Source organism: Paenibacillus sp. MMS18-CY102, assembly GCF_009789195.1.
GTDB lineage: Bacteria > Bacillota > Bacilli > Paenibacillales > Paenibacillaceae > Paenibacillus_T.
In genome coordinates, this window is record NZ_WSTC01000035.1 from 17,215 (window position 1) to 37,251 (window position 20,037).

A 20,037-nucleotide genomic window follows, 5' to 3' on the forward strand; every position below is an offset into this window, starting at 1 on the left:
AAATATCCTCCTTTTTAATCCCCACAAGCTGCGTCCACTTCAACAGGCGCATGAACATCCTGATACGTGAAGCCAGCAACTTGGCCAACCCGCTTGAAAAATTTATGAAAACGTTCGTTTGGATGTCCTTTTTCCGTATATTCCTTAAAAATCCGTTCCATCACCGGCACGATTTCTTCAGCGGAAATGCCTTCTGCTACAGGCTGTGCAGCATGGGCGTTTCGGCCGATCGTTTTGCCCCCGAGGAATAAATCATAAGCTCCCCTGCGGTACACAATGCCGATATCCTCCAGCACCGCGCCATAGCAAGCCATTCCACAGCCGTTAATCCCGATTTTCAATTCCTTCGGCGTTTTCAGTCCGCCAACGGTTCGATTAAGTTGTTCGGCTACTGGAATTGCTTCGTCTTTCTCCAAATTGCAAAAATCGCATGCTTTCACTTGCGCGACATCGCCAATTGGGAAAACAAGCAGATTTTCCGCCTTAAGCCAGGACACAACGCTGGAGGGATCTTCTGTCTCTACTCGAATAATGATTTGATGATGTGGCGTATACTCGATCTCGCCCGACTCGCCAACCAGCTCAGCGATTTGCATCATTTGCAAGGCGCTGAATTTTTTGTTCGCGATTCCAGGGGAAACCGCAAGCTCGAAGATCGACGTAGTCGTCCGGGCAACATGCGCCGGTTGGCTTGCAGACAGCAATTTGCCGCCGGAGACGATTCCTTTCTCTGTTAACCGTTCCAACGCTTCCAGTGCCAGCGATGCAGGATGCAGCACGGTCCGAGGCTCCGGCTCCACAGCAACAGCTACAGCAGCAGCTTGTTCATACTGCTGCTCGGATGTTTCTTCTTCACTCTCCCAATCTTCCTCTTGCGCATTGAGAGACCACGGCTCCGCCTCTGTTCGCAGCCGCTCATGAGGCCGCAAAGCTTGCACCGTTGTATCAAGCGTATATTTGCGCTTATATCCACGCGGCGTAATGATAAGCCCCTCATAGAAAAATGTCGTAGAGTTGCCGATAATGACCGTTGTCAGCATGCCGATATCATGCTCTAGCATTGCGCCCAGTGTTGTGACGATAACTTGCTCTCGGTCTCTATATGCACTTTTTACTAGGCCAACCGGCGTATCGGGAGAACGGTATTTCAGCAAAATCCGCTGCGTCTCTACAATTTGTCTTGTACGCCTGCCGCTCCGAGGATTGTACAGGGCTATGATAAAATCCGCTGACGCCGCCGCTTCTACACGCTTCGCAATTTGCTCCCATGGCGTCAAATGATCGCTCAAGCTAATGGTGCAAGCATCATGCATGACAGGCGCTCCAAGAAGCGAAGCGCAAGAGTTAATCGCGGAGATGCCCGGGATAACTTCGACTTCAACGCCCGTTGCTGGATTCCATTTTTTCTCAATCAGTACCTCGTAGACGAGACCGGCCATGCCGTATACGCCGGAATCGCCGCTTGAAATGACGGCAACCTTTTTCCCCATTTCAGCTTGGCGAATCGCTTCCTGTGCACGGCTAACCTCTTCGGTCATGCCTGTCCGTACAATTTCTTGATCAGTCAATAGTCCACGTATGAGATCAACATAGGTATTGTAGCCAATGATAACTTCACTCTCTGCAATAGCCTGGCGAGCGCGTTCGGTTATATGCTCGAAAGCGCCAGGCCCAAAACCGATGATGAGCAGCTTGCCATTGTTGCTTGCCATGTTGCTCCTCCTTTGTCTAGAAAAACAATGTTTTCGCTCGAAAATATTCCCCGGCACACAAAAAAAGCATCCCCATTGGAGGAGATGCCCGCGATTAGAGTATGTATAAGAAAGCAATCATACGAAAGTGCATTGCCAAATTTGCATTCAAACGGCAAGGCCAGCGCATGTAAATTGCTACCTAAACACCTCCCTATTACGCGTAGGTTCCAGTGGTGTGAAAGAACAGGCAGGTCTCCTGACTTGCGGATCATAGCTTGTGCCCAAAGCCTTCCCGTTTCTAGTAAAGAAACAGTGGCAATTGTGCAGCTCCCCGCTTACAGTGGCGCGACCGTACCGGATTTTCACCGGTTTCCCTATTATGCCGAATCTTCATCCGACACCCGTTCTCGTCATATAGTTGTTTAATAAATTTATTAGAATATAGCATGCGAACGATAAATTCGTCCACTCCAAATTCCTTCTCGGCAGTCCCAATGTTGTGCTGTGCATTAATTTGCTAGTCTCGTCTGGGGCAACTTTCTGCCTCCTAGAGTTTGCGGTTCTTCGGGCGCAGCGCCCACGAAGCGATATTAAGTGCAGCATAGAAAAGTGGGAGAATTAGATTAAATCCATTGCTGACATAATCGTCAGCGAGTGCATGGGATAAAGCTGCACCCGTCATTAAAAAGAAGATGCCCGCGTAAGCCCACTCTTTGAGACGGGGAAATCCTGGCATAACAAGAGCGATGGCGCCAAGCACTTTCCAAATCCCGAGAATCGTCAAAATATAGACCGGAAAATCAATTTTATCCACTAACTCGACATTCCCCTCATTCTGCATCAGTTGCCCGATACCGCTTAACACAATCGCTGCTGCGAGCAGTAGGGTGACTAACCAATAAGCAATTTTTTTCCCTTTGGGCAAGGCTTTCACTTGCGAGATTGTTACCACCATACCGATGTCGTTATTGTTATTCATCTTATTTCCTCCTCATAATCTTTTCGTTTCACCGTTTTTTTTAATTGGACACCATTTAGTGTCAAATTGATTATAGGACACCAAATAGTGTCCTGTCAACGAAAAAGATGGCTTCTGAACGATGAACCATTCAGAAGCCATGCGTACACAGTTTGCTCAGTATTTATCGATTATCGCGCCTAATACGGCTGCCTTCACGTAGGTTTGCCCCTGCAACGCCTTCAAACGGTTTGCAGTTCCTGTAACGACAACGCCAATAACACGAACGCCATCAATGGTTGGCTTCTCTTTGCCATCCCGTAAGTAATCGTAAATGCGCTCATATTCCTGCTTATATTTCCCTTTAACTTGAATGCCATTTTCAAGCGCATCAAGAAACTTTTGTTCCGTAACATCCGGGTTGTCCGGCCGAATTCCGAAGCCATAAACACTGCCCGCTAAATCGGGATTTGGTTCGAGAACGGTTCCATCAGGCAATTGTTGAATCATCGGCTTATAGGTGTCAACCCAATACCAGACGGGATGAACATCCGTCGGCAGCATCGACTGGATCTGCTTAACGGAATAATTCGTATCGAAAGAGAGGGCCATTTCAACCAACTTTTGCCCATTCATAGCGTTAAGTTCCGGCGTCTCGTTCAGATAGTTCGCATATTCTACGCTTGGAAGATAGAACATCATCTCTCGCTCGCTGCTGTAGCGATTATACGGTCGTGTATATTGAAAACCTTGTTCCTGCATAGCTGTATCTTGAACAGATAAGCTAGAGTAGTTTCCTAGAGAGCGCGTAAAAGTCCCCCAAGAGCTGAACTCGTAATTCTCTGGTTCCCAGACGACGGGAACTCCCTCAACAATCTTGTAGGTTTGGTATTCAAGGGTGCCACTGAGAAAACCATAGTGTGTCCGATATCCTGACAAATAATGATTAGGCCCACTTATCTCTTCGAACATTTCAATATCGCGCATCGCATTGTCCGCGCTTCGATACTGCAACTGCAAATTCACGAACCAACCTCCTACCAAAATAAATAGCATAACTGTCAAGGAAATGATTATATTTCTCCAAATTGTTCGGTTCCGGGCTTTCTTAATTAGTGCAGCTAACTTGATATTATCGTCAAAGCTTGCTTCGTTATCATTCATCATGCAACCCTCCATATTTTTTCTGAAAGCTTTTGCGGGCTCGGTATAAATAAGTTTTCACGGTCTCTTCGCGCATAGCCAAAAGACTAGCGATTTCGCGGTAACTGAGCTCCAACTCGTATTTCAAAATCAGCAGTTGCTTATAAAGCGGGACTAATGCTTCCATCACTCGCTCGATCTCATCTCTTTGTTCCTTGCGAAGCAGGATCTCCTCTGGGACTTCCCTCTCTTCTGCAACAGGCTCCTCAATCAACCACTCCATGCGTTGGCTCTTGCGTAACAAATCGTAATATCGATTGAGCGCAACACGATATAACCACGCAGAGAACTTGTCAGGCGGAATAGAGTCCATATATAGGAGGCCTTTGTACACCGTGTCCTGAACGATATCTTCAGCGTCGGACCTGCTTGCTCCTAAGCGAATCAAATACCGCTGTAAATGGTTCATTTTGTCCTGCAGCAGCAGTAACATTCGCTCGTTTTTCACTTTCTGCCTCCCTTCACCCTATACAACGTCCCAGCAAGTGATAGGTATACATGCGAATAAAAATAGTTTTCTATGTATTTACACAAATAAAAACCGAGGGCCACTTAATAGCAGCCCTCGGTCTATGATTATATCAGTTCTTACAGCAGGTTCTCGATAACATCCACAACAGCAGACGGTTGATCCGTCATAATGTAGTGGCCAGAACCAGTAGCGATCGTATGATTGCTATAATCCGAGAGATTTAAGAGATCTTCTTGCAAATCAGCCCAAGTTGCTTCAATGACGGGTCCAAGGCCATGTACGGTAGCGCTCAGCACTTCAAGCGGGATGTCGCGCAACGGATCGTCGTTCACAATCGCAGTTTTTGCTTGGGACAACGTTTGAGTAATCGTGCTGTAACCGCCTTCAGCAACAAAGTTGGCTTTGAATACATTCTGCACAGGAATAGGGAATGTATCTGTCGTTACTGCTTCTTGATCAACATGAGCCGCATCAATGAAAGCAATGCCTGCTACTTCAGTTGGGTACAAATCAGCAAAAACAGTAGTGATCGCAGAACCATAGGAATGCGTCACCAAAATATAAGGTGCCGAAACGCCCGTTTCTGCAAGAAGATCATGGAGTTGTTCTGCTTGAGTAACAGCGTCATAAGGACCGCCGCTATCGTCACTAAGGCCAATGTTTGCACGGTCATAAGCAAATGTTTGTGTTTGCAGTGAAATTTCATCCGCTACATCATCCCATACCGAACCGTCCACATCACGCCCGCTTTCGAACACGACTGCTGGTTCACTTCCACTGCGATTAGCAGAGCCTTGAATATCGACATGGAGTTCGAAATCTCCAAGATCAACTTTACCTGTATAATCCGTGTAGATAGGAGTTGATGGGCATGCTAGGGCTGTGCCAGATACAGACAGCATCAATGCAGATGACATAACGACAGATAACAGTTTTTTACGCAAGAATAATTCCCCCTAAATGGTTTTGCAAGTGTCTGGAATTGAACCAGAAGTTAGCCTACCTCACTCGCGTATTAAAAGTGGGAGATTAAAGACTGTTAAAATTTATGACTTCCCTTTAACACTTAAACATTAAACCATATATTTACTATAGAAGCAACAGAAGGAAGTGATAGACTTTCAGGAATCGTTTTTTTGTCCAATTAAAAAAACCGCAAGCATGCGGCTTTCAATCGTCATATTCCATTGCTATCCTGTATCAGCTCTTTGTGTTAGACCATATCTGTCCAGCAACCTTCAAGCAGCCTTCGAATCGAAATGGTTCGCCAAAACTGTATTCAAAAATCTGTTGTATGCTGCGGGCTAAATCATCAACGGATATTGCATCTATAGCCTTTTCTGTTACTTTTTTAATCTCAAAGGCAAATTCATTCTCAGGTGCATCAAATTCATTTTGTCCTCCCGTTTGCCATCTTAGGCTTCGCATACAACTCTGCCTGCATCTGTTTAATCGCATCATCCACCGTGATTTGGTTCACTATCAGCTCGTTAAAATAGGCTTGCCCGATCTCGTACAAGTTACTGTCAATCGTACGCAAGCTGTCAAATAATTGATTGTCCATCCGATCGAATGCATAAAAAGCCGAAGCTTCCCCTTCTTTTTCCTCTTGGCTTAATCGAGTAGGCAATTGCCCTGAATAAGCTTGAGCAATCATCCGTCCATAGTGATCGCTCGTTACATAATTGATAAATTCCCAAGCGCCTTCCTTCTGGGAAGCATTGGATGGGATCGACACAAAATCGGTGATTCGGATGTTCGACCCCGTCCCCGGCACCAATTCACTATCAGGCAACGAAATAAGTCCCCATTCCAAATCTGCAGAACGGTAATCTTCCGAGGATAATAAGCTGTATAGCTCTGTGCTGTCATTTGCCATCGCTATATTGCCTTGCAAGAAGGGATGGTTTGCTTTCTGTGTCGCTTCTCGGCTTGAACCAGCAGCAATCTCCATAGATGAGCTGTCAGCGCAAACACGCGCCTTATAACAATCGGTCACCTGTTGGAATACACGCTTCCACGAATCATTTTCGAGCATGAAGGACTTGCCATTATATAGCGTTAAGCCTTTGCTCTGGCCGACAGCTAGCGCGACCATGAAAGGATGATATTGTTCATAGCTAAAATAACCATATTGTTTTTCTCCATCAGCCGTACTAGGGAAGCGCTGTGCCAATTCAAACAACTCGTCCCAAGACATTTGATCCGTTGGAGTGGGCATGCCATATTTTTTGAATATTTTCTTATTATAAAATAATCCAGAACCCGTAAAAGCAGGCGTTAAACCAATCACCTCGCCCGCATCATCCTTAAGCAGGCCGGCAACAGCTGGCGTTATTTCCGTGAAATTGTACTGATCCCTATGAATAAAATCGCTCAACGGCGTAAAGATTCCTTTATCCGGCAGCTCGGTATACAAATAGCCTGGCAGCAGCACCACATCCGGTTGTTTTTGCTCGATCAGCCGGCTATAAACAGAAAGCGCTTCCTCCCCCTCCCGTCTAGCATCATCAACAGAAATAAATTCAATCTTATAATTCGGATGCGTGCCTCCGAAAACATAGCCATACTTTTCATTAAAATCAATTTCATCCTCGCCTAAAATCTTTAATGTTACAGGTAGTTCAGGCTGCTCCGCCTGGCTTGAACAACCCGTTAGCATCAAAGCGCTTGCGGCAAGCCATACCATTGTTTTCTTCATCATGATCGAAGTTGCACCTCTAGTAGTCCGTTTTATTATGTAATCTATCAATTCATCGAATAAATAGCTGGATTAATTGTAACATAATTCAAAAATAAGCAGTTCATTGATTAAACGGTTCAATCAATTAAAAACCGCCCCCAGCGCAATGGCGCCAAGGGCGGTTCCTGTCTCGAAATTCAATACATTAATGGCTTATGCATTATGGCGAAGGGTTAAAATTTTGCAACCCGTAGCCATAAGGGTAAAGCGGATTGCCATAGGTGGTCGGAACCGGCTGATTGTTGTTAATTAAATTGCGGATTTCGGTACGCTGCGCCTCTGTTGCGCCAATATCATACGGCAAATCCCATTTCTCCAGCTGGTTGTTGACGTTATCGGTTCCGATCTGGTCGACCGAACGCGGCAGTTGGAACGGCAGCTGCCCTTTCGGCAAATAGTCGCCAAACAACAATTGTGATGTTGCAAGGCCGCCTCCGTTGCCCGGACGGTAGAGTGCCACCATCGCGGAGCACTTGTTCACGATGTCCGTTAACACGTATGGCCTTGGCATGACGATCGCGCACACGACTGGAATGTTGCGGTTGTAGAACTTATCAATTACCGCGACTTGGTCCGCTGGTATTACAGGCGATTTATCCAACCATTCCGTGCCGTGCGTATAGCTCTTCTCGCCAATGACGACGACAGCGGCTTTCGCCGATGCGGCATCGTTTAAGGCAACGTTGACGCCTGTTCCTGCACGATCCTTAATGCCTTGATAATACGATTTGGCTGCTGGGTTATCATGGTAAATCGACTGCCAAATAACGTTGGCGATGTTGTCAGTTGCGAAGTCATCGCTCGTAGCCCGAGGGCCAGCAACGATAATCGTATCGCCGTTATTCGGCTTCAATGGCAATACACCGTTGTTTTTGAGCAGCGTAAGCGATTGGCGCGCCGCTTCGTTGACGATATTATTGCTTTCCGTGCTGTGCCAGATCGTCGTCGGGTAGTCTGGATCACCGTATGGATTCTCGAACATGCCGAGCTTAAATTTCAGCTCCAGAACGCGGCGCACCGCTTCATTGAGGCGCGTCCAGCCTACGGAGCTAATAAGCGTGTTGAAATCCGTTCCGGAAGCGACCGCACCGCCCATTACGTCAGCGCCTGCGTTCATGCTTTTGACCGAAATATCGGTTGCCGCCGCCAGCCAGTCGGTCATCACAATGCCGTTAAAGCCGATAACATTGCGTAAATAATCAAGCGTCGGCTTGCTGGAGCCTGCGCCTTCACCGCTCGGATCAAGGAACGGCGCACCGCCATATCCCGGCATGACGGATGCTGGATTCGCATCCATTGCCGCGTACCACGGCTTCATATGCCATTTGATCGTTGCGCTGTCATAGACGATGGACTGCTCGCCGCCTGCACCTTGGCTCGGCCAGTGCTTCACCGTGATCATCATTGATTTTGGATTGATCTCCGGTCCTCCCTGCATGCCGGCAATGATCGCCCGCAGCATCGCTGCTGAGAAGTCAGCGTTCTCGCCCGTCCCTTCCTGGAAGCGTGGATATAACACTTTCGTATTCACTTCCGAAATCGGCGACAGTGTACCCGTGAAGCCCCACGCCTTCTGCTCGCGGCGCTGCAAGTCGCCTACTTGCCAGATGAGATTCAGGTTGCGCGTAGCCGAAAGGCCCAGCTCTGTTGGATAAATCGTCTTCCAGCCATGGACTTTATCGCCGGTAAAGCCGATCGGCACGCCGAGGCGGGACTCCGCCGACATTTTCTTCTGTGCATCCGTAATGAAACCGGTTACCCCATATGAGAAGACAAAACCAGCCTGCAGGTTCAAACCGTCAAGCGATTCTGGCGAGAAGAACAGCTGGTTGATCTTCTCATCATTCGTCATCCGTGAAAATAGGTCATTCATCCTCGCATCAATCGAGTTGTGCCAATCCTCGTAAGGCTCAATCGTACCATTTTTGTTCAAATCCCGGCTGCCGTTCACGATGTTTACCCCGTCCGCTACTTGCTCGATGTAAGGAAGGTAAACACTGAATTGGCCGATATTGGACTGGCTGCGGTTGCCGCCAGCATCAACGGCGACGACATACCACTTGTACGTCCAACGGTCGACAAGTGAAGGCGCGTTCAACGTCGTTCCAGTCGTTTCGCCAACCTTCGTATACCGGTCGAGCAAGTTGCCTGAAGCGTTCCAGTCGTAATCATTTCGCGTCAGGTTCACGTATACTTCATATTTTGCCGTGCCAGCTTTCGCTTCCCACGTCAATGACGGCGTTCTCGTATTCGTCACCATTTGGCCATTCACAGGAGACGATACTTTGAAAGCAGCGATTGCGTACGCAGCTGTAGCCGCATCCGAATCCGTCATGTCCGCTTTAACCGCAATCGCCCGAATCGTCTTGTTCGTCGTAATATTGATCGGACCTGTATAGGTCGGGGATGCTGCGGTCGGCACAGAGCCGTCCGTCGTGTACTTGATCGTCGCGCCAGCGGTAGCCGTGGCGATTGCCACGTTTTGCGGCGTCGTGTATGCGCCCGGAGCTGGCGTAAACGTCGGCGTTGCAACTTTTGGCGGCAGTGGAGTTGTTAAGCCATAGACTTCAAACTCCCATAACGAGTAACCATACACGGTATTGCGTACAGTGCCGTTCAACCGAACGTACCGCGCCGTAATCGGATTAATCGTCAAATTCTCTACGCCACCAGCGCTAAACGCCTGCGTGTACGCATCCGTCCAGTTCGTGCCGTCTGTGGACACCTGGATTTTGTAAGTCTTCGCGCTTGCTGTCTCCCAGTTCAGCTTCACGCCTGTAACGGTGTTATTCGAGCCAAGATCAACTGATATCCACTGCGGATCGCTGAACAGCGATTCCCAGCGTGTCGCCGCGTTGCCGTCAAAAGCAGCAGTAGCCGGGCTGCCCACTTGCGCGGAGGATGCAGTCGCTGATTTGTTCAGCGCTAAGTTGACGGCCGTTGGCTGCCGGTCTGTAATCTCAACTGCAATGGCAGAATTCGCATGCACGGTAAAGGTCAATGGATTGCCTTTAATCGTGTTCCCGTTCGCATCAGTCGTTCGGAATGCAACGTCCTTCTGCTCAACCATGTAGTTGACGCCGATCGTAACCGATGTGCCGACCGGATATTTTGCTGTCAAGTTAACGGTTGTATTTTGTGCTTTGAGCGTCGTCGTCTGGTTCGCATCAGCCGGGCTCAGCCCCATCTCCAAATATTGGGCGTATGGCCCCGTAATCGGAATGGTCACATCGCTAGGCTGCACAGGCGGTTGGCCGTACACCTCAAACTCCCAGAGTGAATAGCCATAACCCGTGTTGCGAACGGTGCCGTACATGCGGACATAGCGGGCAGAAACCTGCGCGAACGATATCGTTTCGATAGCGCCTGCTCCATTGGTCTGCGTGTAAACATCTGTCCAAGTCGATGCATTCGTCGATACTTGGATTTTGTACGACTTGGCACTTGCCGTCTCCCAATTCAGCTTCACGCCGCCAACCGTCATGTTTGAGCCCAAGTCAACGTAAATCCATTGCGGATCGGCGAATTGTGACTCCCAACGCGTCGTTGTGCTGCCATCGACAGCTGCGGAAGCTGCACCGCCAGTTAGCGAGGACGATGCTGTTGCTGATTTGTTTAGCGCAAGATTGGCATTGCCGGATGTTCCGATCGTGAATGTAGCCGTCGATACAGCCGAATCAGTCATGCCCGCTTTCGTCGCAATCGCTTTGAGCGTCTTCGTCGATGCGACGTTAATCGCGCCCGTGTACGCCGGCGAAGCAGCCGTCGGCGTTGAGCCGTCCGTCGTATATTTGATCGACGCACCAGCTGTAGCGGTTGCAATCGTCACGTTCTGTGCCGTAGCATACGTTCCTGCTCCTGGCGTAAACGTTGGCGCTGCAACTGGCTGTGCCGCCCCAGACGATGTGAGGCTAAACCAATTCAAATTCCAACCGTTCGTTGCAGCATAAATGCGCAGCGTCTGTGTGCCCGCAGATAAATTGACTGTTGCAGACACAGTTTGCCACGTTTGCCAGCCGCCCGTATTCGGCACGGTTACTGTCGCAAGCGTCGTCCCGCCGTTACGCAGCTGCAGCTGCGTATCCGCATAAGGGCTTGCTACCCGAAAATCAACGGTGTACGTACCAGCGTTCTGAACGTTTACCGTGTAATCCATCCAATCGCCGATGTCCGTGTAAGCAACATTCATTCCGCCTTCGGAGCATACTTCTGTCTGAATGCCATTCATCGCTGAATAGCTTTCGGCTTCGATTTTTCCTGGATCGCCTGGAGCGGCGATTGCTGGCTGAACTGGCGGAAGTAGGCTAAGCATTAACGCCAGCACGAGCAAAATGTAAACGATTCTTTTGCGCAGCATTACTGATCCTCCCATTTCATCGAATTTTGGATCAGGCGGCGCGCCGCTGCAGGCAGGTCTAGAGGACAACGGCAACGGCGCGAATCGCCATGAGTTAACCGTTCATCATGCGATGCCCTGTGCGTTTAACTTCCGAATCGGAATTTCTCGTTCGTGCCAATCGCCGCCGCGCTCGCTGTCAGCGGGTTCGCCCCATTTGCCGAGACGTACTTGCCGTTAGCATCGGAACGAAGTGATATTGTGCCGTCTGGATTGACAATGCGCTGGAATGTCTCAGACGGGCCAATTGCGCTTTGGTTCGCGGTCATTTGCCCGTTGCCGCCTGCTCCGGCGCTAGCGTACTTGTAATTCATTAGTGCCAGAAGCGCTACTTTGCCGCCGCCGACATCAATGAGCTCGAATTTCTCCCATGTGCTTGCCGTTTGCCGGCTTGCGGTCAGCAGGCTGTTATTGTAATTGTCTGCGCTTACGTATAGCCCGTTCGACCCTTGAATCGAGACGATGTTGCGGACAGGATGTGGCGGGTACACGCCGCCTTCGCGCTGATAAACACGAACGTAATCGACTGTGTATTTCTGCGGGAATACAGTCGAGGCATCTGGCGATCCCGGCCATGCGCCTCCAACTGCGAGGTTAAGCAGCAGGAAGAAATTATGGTCGAATGGCCATGTGCGGCCTGCCAAATCTTCGATTGTCCGCGTTTGGTACAACTGGCTGTCGAAATACCAACGGATGACGTTCGGCTCCCATTCAATCGCATAGGTGTGGAACGCATTGCTAAAGCCTGCCGGATACGTATAGGACGTACCGAGGCTTGTGCCCCCGCTGTAACCCGGACCGTGAATCGTGCCATACACGTTCGTCGGTGTGCTGCCGACAAATTCCATAATGTCGATCTCGCCGCTATTTGGCCAGCCGGCCGTCGGGAGATCGTCGCCAAGCATCCAGAACGCAGGCCAGATTCCTTGGCCTTGCGGCAGCTTCGCTCTCATTTCGAATTTGCCGTACTTAAAGCTGTACTTGTTCTGAGTCTTGATGCGGCCAGAGGTGTAATTCTGGTTGCCGTATGCCTCTTGCAGCGCCTTGATTACGAGGAAGCGGTTGCCCGTATCCGCAGGGTCCTGCTCAAGATAGACGTTGTTCGTCCGGTCGGTATAGTATTGCAGCTCACCGTTGCCGAAGCCGCCTCCGCCCGTCTCGTATGTCCACTTGGACGTATCGACGCCAGCGCCCGCTGCGCCATTAAACTCATCATTCCAAACAAGCTTCCATGCGCCTGGCTGTTGGCCAGTCGAGATCGTGTAGGTGCCCGTTGACATAGACGAATCCGTCATGCCCGATTTGATAGCGATCGCTTTGATAACCGTCGATGCTGATACGATAATTGGGCCTGTGTAGGTTGTAGAAGCCAACGTTGGTGTTGAGCCATCAGCCGTGTACTTAATCGTCGCACCAGATGTTGCAGTTACGATCGTTACGTTCTGGGCTGACGAATACGTCCCAGGCGCTGGTGTAAATGTCGGTGTTGCAACCTGCTGAATCGGTGTAGTGCCGTTGCCGTACACCTCGAAGTCCCACAGCGAATACCCATATGCCGTCCCGCGCTGCGTGCCGTATATCCGTACATATCGCGCAGTGGCTGCCGAGAATGTAACGTCGTCAATACCACCGTCACCAGCCACCGTCGAATACACGTTCGTCCAAACGGCCGCGTCATTCGAAACTTGAAGCTGATAAGCTTTGCCATAAGCGGCTTCCCAGTTCAGCTTTACCCGATTAATCGCCGTAGTTGAGCCAAGATCGACATAGATCCATTGCGGGTCAGCAAAAAGGGATGACCAACGCGTGCCGCTATTTCCGTCAACCGCGCCAGCCGCTGACATTGCCCCTTCAGTGGATGATGCGAATGCTGGCTTATTCAAAGCCAAGTTTCCGCTCACAGGCGGAATCGTGCCGGCTGACGTGAAGTTCAGCCAATTTAAATTCCAGCCATTCGTCACCGCATGGACACGGAGCGTTTGGACGCCAGCTGGCAGTAGGACCGAAGCCGTTACTGTCTGCCATGCTTGCCAGCCACCTGTGTTCGGAATGGTAACGGTTGCAAGAATGGAAGCGCCGCTGCGAAGCTGAAGCTGGGTGCCTGCGTAAGGGCTCGATACCCGGAAATCAACGTTATAGGTGCCTGCGTTCTGGACGTTCACCGTATAATCCATCCAATCGCCAGCATCGATGTACGAGACATTCATTCCGTCCTCCGTACTCGCCTCTGTCTGCACACCGCTCATCGCCGCATAGCTCTCCGCCTCGATTTTGCCAGGATCACCCGGCGCCGCTGTCGTTGGCGAGATCGGAAGCAGCAAGCTGAATATAAGCGAGAAGCTCAGAATGGAGGAAATGATTTTCTTACGAAACATCGTTAAGCCTCCTTCATCTCAAGTTTCCGTTATTACCAGCCGACCGTTACGATAAGCGCCGCTGGATCGTTACGTTCCAAATATGCAGCCTGATTGTACACGTCGTCATAGCAGAAGCCGTAGGACAACCCGTCAATGCTGTGATCATGCCAGAACTTGGAATAATAGTTGCTTGGCGTGATTTTGTAGTACTGGGTTGTATCCGTCCATTGTGCTGGATTCGGATAAACGCCGCGATTCAAGGCAGCGCAAAGCTGCGGGTCGGCTGCCGCGCCGATGCCAAGCAATATTTCTTGCGTCGTCGGTTTCGGTCCAGACCCGGTCCATACTTGGTTAACATAGCTGTCGAAGTAATTAGCGTAAGGCCCGCCTTCCTTAAATCCGCCCTTCGCTGGAGCAAGTATGCGATATGGCGCTTGCACGAGCGTTTTGAACTCGGCCGGCACTTCGTTCAAATAAGCAGCGAACAAGGCAGCACGCGTCTCCGTCTCGCCGACGGTCCGGTCGTAGCCGTCCTTCGTGATGAGGCGGTGCGTAATAGGGAAACCGAAGGCGTCGACACGGGTCGTATTGCCATGATATCCGCCTGCATCAAGCGTAAATTCGATAAAGTCCCAATAGATGTCATTGTTCGGGTCGGTCGGATTGTTCACGTCAGGCCCTGCGTAGCCGTCATTGTACACTTTGATGTACATCGGTGAACCGACGCTGAGGAACATACGGCCAGACGATATCGCTGGTGTAGAAACGAGCGGAACATCACTCAGCTTGTGGTAAATGTTCGCATAGTTTTGGCTGTTCTTCGTCAAATGGCCAGGGGCATCATTCAATGCCGTCGATGTCGGCACCAGATTGCCGTTCGCATCGAGATAACTCAGCTTATTATTCGAATCGAGCCCGAGAACAGCCCAGTAAATTTGATTGTCTGCAAAGTTGCCTCTCGTGCCGTTCTTAATTTGGAAATCCATGGCGCCGCCGCCCTTGGAAATCTTGTAAGCAGCGCTTGCAAGATCGGAGTCCGCCATGCCGGACTTAATTGCGATCGCCTTGACCGATGTGGTCGAAGCGACCGTGATTGGTCCCGTATAAGTTGGGGATGCCGCCGTCGGCGTCGAGCCATCCGTCGTGTATTTAATCGTTGCGCCTGCCGTCGCCGTTGCCAGCGTTACGTTCTGGGCAGTCGCATACGTACCGCCACCTACAGGCGAGAACGTTGGCGTTGCAACCTTCGGTGTTGGTGCGCCGGAAGTGAATTGCAGCCAATTCAAGTTAAATCCGCCTGCTGCTGCATAAACGGTCAGCGTCTGATTGCCAGCCGCCAGATTCACGCCCGTTGCAATCGTAACGGTCGACCAGGTCTGCCAGCCGCCCGTACTCGGAACAGCCGCCGTTCCAAGCACCGTCGCACCGCTTCTCAGTTGAACCTGTCCGCCAGCAGTTGGGCTCGCTACACGGAATTGGACCGTGTACGCGCCAGCCGAAGCCACGTTTACGTTATAGCTCATCGTGTCGCCGGTCTCGATCCAGCCTACATTAAGCCCGCCCTCAGACGATTGCTCCGTTGCAACGCCGGACATTGCATCGTAGCTTTCCGCCTCGATTTTGCCTGGAATCGCCTTGCCGGACGAAGCCTGAATCGAATAGGAAGCGGTCACAATCGGCGAGTCACTCATGCCCGCCTTCGTTGCTATCGCCTTGACCGTTAAAGTAGACGATACGTTAATCGGTCCCGTGTAGGTTGGCGAAGTTGCTGTCGGCGTTGATCCGTCCGTCGTGTATTTAATGGTTGCGCCTGCTGTCGATGACGTAATCGTTACATTTTGCGCCGTAGTGTAAGTTCCGCCTGCTGGCGTAAATGCAGGGGCCGCCACCTGCTGAACAGGCGTTGCTGATGTAAGGTTAATCCAGTTTAAGTTCCAACCGTTCGATGCCGCATAGACACGCAGCGTCTGGCTGCCAGCCGTCAGGCTGACGGTTGTCGAAACGGTCTGCCAATTTTGCCAGCCGCCCGTGTTCGGATTCGTCACTGTTGCTAGCGTTGTTGCGCCTTTGCGCAGCTGCAGCTGGGTATTCGCATAGGGGCTGGACACCCGGAAATCGACGTTATACGTACCGGCCGCCGGAACATTGACCGTGTAGTCCATCCAATCGCCAGCTTCAATGTAGCCAACGTTTAAGCCGCCCTCTGCGCACGTTTCAGTCTGAATGCCGTTCATGGCCGAATAGCTTTCCGCTTCAATCTTGCCCGGATCTCCAGGCGCTGCGGTAACGGGCTGCGGCACGTAGCCCAACCCCAAACCTACTGCTAGCACAAACACAAACAAGAGCAATGAAGCTCTCTTCCAAGTCATTATTGATCCTTCCTCTCCATTAAATTTATGTCGTTTCGTGAAGCTTACATGATGTCGTTTAATGCGTCACCTCTTTAATGAAATCGCTTTCATTTTATTGTGAAGCTGCAGCAATCAACCGCATCACCTCCAGTGCCTCCCCTAGTTTCAGGCGGATGGCCGTTCGTTCTTCGATATTAGCATGAAGGTTCATCCTCAAATATGCATCATATTTTAGATAAGGTGTATCATTTTTAATAATTTATGGGATTTAAGGAAGTTGTTAGTCGACAAACTCTGACAATTTTCTTGCAACGCAAATGTCGCATATAGCACCATCCCCATTCAATCTATAGACAAATTTTTCTGCGTAAAGTACGGCTCAGTTTGTTGTTTCTCTATAATTTTCCACTAACTTGCCGATAAACATTATGACTAGCAAAAAACTACAATTAATGCTGTCCAGCATAATAGGCAAAAGTCTTGAGGAGGTTGCATGGATGAACAAGGATTTTATGCAGGAAGAACCAAGAAGTGTAGTAAAGGATAAGTATTATATTACCGTCCAAACCCTTGATTATTTTGGCTCGAGAGTGGATCACATTGATCTGATGGTTGATAGAGGATCAGTAGCGAATGCTGGTGATTACATACAGCTATTCAAGCAGCGCTATGATGTAGATGCTGAACTAAAAAACGTCTCGCCTTATATGGAATTTAAAGTTATTTCACCAAAGCCCAAAGGAATCCGGCAAATTACGGTTATAAAGATCGCAAAAGACTTTACCTATCAACCGATAACGAAAATATGATTGTACTGATACACCAAAGAAGCACGCAGGGAGCTGATCCCAACGTGCTTCTTTTCTTTCGCCTACAGAAGGCCACTTCAATTTATTCCTTTAGCACATCGCAAACTTCTCTCAAATGAATATCTAATCTTTATTACTTTCGCCAAAAAGTGGTGCATCCAGCTTTCTCCGTAATATTAAACTGGATCATTTTCTCAAGCAATAAATAATCAACCGGGCTTTTCCACTGGATCCGCACCAACTGATTGCTGTGGTCATAGCCAGCCTGCACAATTTCATCAGAAAAATGGATAATCCCTGCCCGCTCAGGGGCAACTGCCAAATGAAGTTTAGCTATGCTGAATCCAATAATATAGGTGTCGTGATCGGTAAACATCGGCTGATTCCACGCAATTTTGGGCTCTAAATTCGGAAATTTCCTAGTTACCCAACCCAAGACTTCTTCTGTTCGATCCCGATGTTGCGGGTTATCAATACGCGCTAAATATTCAGCAAAAACTTCCATGTTGATTCCTCCTCCACTCATTCTATATATTCAGCGTTCAACTGAGCACCTAGCGGTATAAACTTCCTATAATGTATCATAAAACATGCGTTTCCTATTCCATTATCCTTCCAGATCACGTAAAAAAGCTGCCGTATGCTGGCAGCTTCTTGCTTGATGTATATTGATGTTAGAATTATTGTATCACTTTAAATACTTGCCCGTTATCGATTGCTCAACTTGGATGATCTGTGAAGGCGTTCCTTCAAATACGACCTGTCCGCCCTTGCTGCCTCCGTCTGGCCCCATATCGATGATCCAATCCGCTTGGCTGATGACATCAAGGTTATGCTCGATGACGATGACCGTATTGCCAGCATCTACAAGACGGTTCATGATATCCAGCAGGAGCCCGATATCTGACATATGCAAGCCAGTCGTTGGCTCATCCATCACGTAGATGCTGCCTTTCTTATGCAGCTCGCTTGCCAGCTTGATGCGCTGGCATTCCCCGCCAGAGAGTGTGCTAAGCGGCTGTCCCAGTGTTATATAGTTTAGGCCAACATCTTTCATCGCCTGGAGCTTGCGCACAACCTCTTTGAGCTGGAAAAACTCCAATGCTTGCTCGACTGTCATCTCCAGCACATCCGCTATGGACTTGCCATCTAGCTTGTACGCGAGCACTTCTTCCTTGAAACGTTTGCCCCCGCATACTTCGCACGGCAGCTTCACGCTTTCGAGGAAAGCAAGGTCAGCGTACACGACTCCTAACCCTTGGCAGTTCTCGCATGCCCCTTTGGAGTTGAAGCTGAACAAGCCTTGATTCACCTTATTCGCCGATGCGAATGCTTTGCGCACATCATCCATAATGCCTGTATACGTCGCAGGATTTGAACGCGTAGACACGCCTACCGCCGATTGGTCGATGACGATTGCATCCGAATGCTGGCTAAGGAAAACATCGTTAATGAGCGTACTCTTGCCAGAACCAGCCACACCTGTCACGACGGTTAGCACGCCGGTTGGAATGTCTGCACTCACGTTATGAAGGTTGTGAAGTGTGGCATTTTGAATAGGCAGCTTGCCAGTTGGTTTCCTGCATTCGTGCTTTAGCTGAAGCGCCCGTTTCATATGGGTGCCAGTCAACGTGCTTGACTCAAGCAAGCCCTCGAAGCTTCCTTCATAGACGATCGTGCCGCCGCGGCTGCCTGCGTGAGGCCCTACATCGACGATATGATCCGCAATTTTGATGACATCGGGATCATGCTCAACGACAATGACCGTATTGCCTTTATCGCGCAGCTTTTGCAGCAACTCGTTCAACCGATGCACATCGCGGGGATGCAGGCCAACACTCGGCTCATCGAAAATGTACGTGACATCCACTAAGCTGCCGCTTAAGTGCTTCACCATCTTGACCCGCTGCGACTCGCCGCCGGACAACGTATCGGTCTCACGGTCCAACGTCAAGTATTCGAGCCCGATATCTACCAAATGCTGCAGCCGCTCGGTCAGCGATTTAACAATAGGCGTTGCTACAGGGTTGTCTATTTCCCGAATGACGCGGACGAGCTGGCCAACCTCCATTGAAGCCATCTGCGCAATGTTAAGGCTATTGATTTTACAATTGAGCGCAGCTTGGCTAAGCCTCGCTCCTTTGCAGCTAGAACAAGGGCCTTCGGTTATGTATGGCGCAACTGCCTTTTGAGTACGCTCGGATAATGTTTTCAAGTCCCGCTTGATGTACTTGGTGGTGAACTTCTCAATAACGCCTTCCACCGTAATATTAATTGCCTTGCCGCCGAACTGCATCTCCACTTTCCGTGCTTTGCTGTATAGCAAATGGTCTAATTCCTCAGCCGTATAATCACTCAGCTTCTTGTCGATATCGAAGTCCCCTGTTTGGACGATGATCGACCAATCCATGCTGTCCACCTTATAGTCCGGCAGCAGGATAGCGCCTTCATTCAACGATTTGGACATGTCCAGTGCCTTGCTCATATCAATGCCCAGCCTGCGTCCAATTCCGCTGCATTCGAGGCACATGCCTTGCGGATCATTGAACGAGAACATGTTGGCTTGTCCAACATAAGGTTCGCCAACTCGGGAGAACAGAAGGCGGAGAATAGGAGAGATATCGGTAATCGTGCCCATTGTTGAATGGGAACCGCCACCCAGCCGCTTCTGGTCCACAATAACGGCCATGCTCAGGTTCTCGATTGCATCCGTGTCGGGCTGCGGAACCTTAGGCAGGAAATTGCGAACGAACATGCTGAAATTTTCATTCAATAATCGCGTGGATTCTGCCGCAATCGTATCGAAAACGATGGATGACTTCCCGGATCCAGACACACCGGTGAAAATCGTAATTTTACGTTTAGGGATGCGCAAGGATACGTTCTTGAGATTATTCTCCCTCGCACCTGAAAGTACGATATATTCCTGATTTGCTTCGTTCATTATTGACACCTTCATTTCCTATTAGTTTCTGTCAGACACAACTTAAACCGGCTGCAAGCCTACCGCAGCCGGTTATGTTGTTTCGGTTCAACCATCCTATACGTTCCATC

At 49.6% G+C, this 20,037-nt stretch carries 13 protein-coding genes and 1 riboswitch; of the genes, 1 reads left to right on the forward strand and 12 read right to left on the reverse strand.

What is annotated here, in order from left to right:
* Window positions 1–14: 14 nt before the first annotated feature.
* From cobJ to GON22_RS26620, 10 genes are all read right to left on the reverse strand, one after another.
* Window positions 15–1,712, reverse strand: coding sequence for a precorrin-3B C(17)-methyltransferase (cobJ, locus tag GON22_RS21150; protein ID WP_160398108.1), 1,698 nt, complete (start codon window positions 1,710–1,712; stop codon window positions 15–17).
* A gap of 211 nt (window positions 1,713–1,923) precedes the next feature.
* Window positions 1,924–2,114: riboswitch (cobalamin riboswitch) on the reverse strand.
* Between the two features lie 127 nt (window positions 2,115–2,241).
* On the reverse strand, window positions 2,242–2,649 hold the full coding sequence (locus GON22_RS21155) for a DoxX family protein (protein WP_160398130.1): 408 nt from the start codon (window positions 2,647–2,649) through the stop codon (window positions 2,242–2,244).
* 180 nt (window positions 2,650–2,829) lie between these two features.
* Entirely contained in the window at window positions 2,830–3,831 is a 1,002-nt protein-coding gene (locus GON22_RS21160) for an anti sigma factor C-terminal domain-containing protein (RefSeq protein WP_336604347.1), read from the reverse strand.
* Window positions 3,809–4,303 (reverse strand): RNA polymerase sigma factor, encoded by a 495-nt coding sequence (locus GON22_RS21165; RefSeq protein ID WP_442954395.1) that lies wholly within the window; start codon window positions 4,301–4,303, stop codon window positions 3,809–3,811. The genes GON22_RS21160 and GON22_RS21165 overlap by 23 nt, the downstream gene beginning before the upstream one ends.
* Before the next feature lie 140 nt (window positions 4,304–4,443).
* Window positions 4,444–5,271 (reverse strand): alpha/beta fold hydrolase, encoded by an 828-nt coding sequence (locus tag GON22_RS21170; RefSeq protein ID WP_160398110.1) that lies wholly within the window; start codon window positions 5,269–5,271, stop codon window positions 4,444–4,446.
* Between the two features lie 256 nt (window positions 5,272–5,527).
* Window positions 5,528–5,788, reverse strand: a complete 261-nt coding sequence (locus tag GON22_RS26805; RefSeq protein WP_442954396.1) for a DUF1871 family protein — start codon at window positions 5,786–5,788, stop codon at window positions 5,528–5,530.
* A complete protein-coding gene (locus GON22_RS21180) occupies window positions 5,718–7,031 on the reverse strand; it encodes an ABC transporter substrate-binding protein (RefSeq protein WP_160398112.1) in 1,314 nt (437 codons plus the stop codon). Before GON22_RS21180 ends, GON22_RS26805 begins: the two co-directional genes overlap by 71 nt.
* Window positions 7,032–7,230: 199 nt before the next feature.
* Window positions 7,231–11,427, reverse strand: a complete 4,197-nt coding sequence (locus GON22_RS21185; RefSeq protein WP_160398113.1) for a galactose-binding domain-containing protein — start codon at window positions 11,425–11,427, stop codon at window positions 7,231–7,233.
* Between the two features lie 125 nt (window positions 11,428–11,552).
* Window positions 11,553–13,841, reverse strand: coding sequence for a carbohydrate-binding protein (locus GON22_RS21190; RefSeq protein WP_160398114.1), 2,289 nt, complete (start codon window positions 13,839–13,841; stop codon window positions 11,553–11,555).
* A gap of 32 nt (window positions 13,842–13,873) precedes the next feature.
* Window positions 13,874–16,192 carry a beta-1,3-glucanase family protein gene (locus tag GON22_RS26620; RefSeq protein WP_160398115.1) on the reverse strand — a complete coding sequence of 773 codons (2,319 nt, stop codon included), beginning with the start codon at window positions 16,190–16,192 and terminating at the stop codon, window positions 13,874–13,876.
* Between the two features lie 479 nt (window positions 16,193–16,671).
* On the opposite strand from GON22_RS26620, the gene GON22_RS21200 reads away from it, so the two are divergent.
* Window positions 16,672–16,983, forward strand: coding sequence for a hypothetical protein (locus tag GON22_RS21200; protein ID WP_160398116.1), 312 nt, complete (start codon window positions 16,672–16,674; stop codon window positions 16,981–16,983).
* Between the two features lie 133 nt (window positions 16,984–17,116).
* Here the strand turns inward: GON22_RS21200 and GON22_RS21205 are convergent, their stop codons facing one another.
* Together GON22_RS21205 and GON22_RS21210 are read right to left on the reverse strand one after the other, a co-directional pair.
* Window positions 17,117–17,488: an iron chaperone gene (locus tag GON22_RS21205; RefSeq protein ID WP_160398117.1), complete on the reverse strand. Its 372-nt coding sequence runs from the start codon at window positions 17,486–17,488 to the stop codon at window positions 17,117–17,119.
* A 183-nt stretch (window positions 17,489–17,671) separates the two neighbouring features.
* On the reverse strand, window positions 17,672–19,927 hold the full coding sequence (locus tag GON22_RS21210; protein ID WP_160398118.1) for an ATP-binding cassette domain-containing protein: 2,256 nt from the start codon (window positions 19,925–19,927) through the stop codon (window positions 17,672–17,674).
* Window positions 19,928–20,037: the final 110 nt, after the last annotated feature.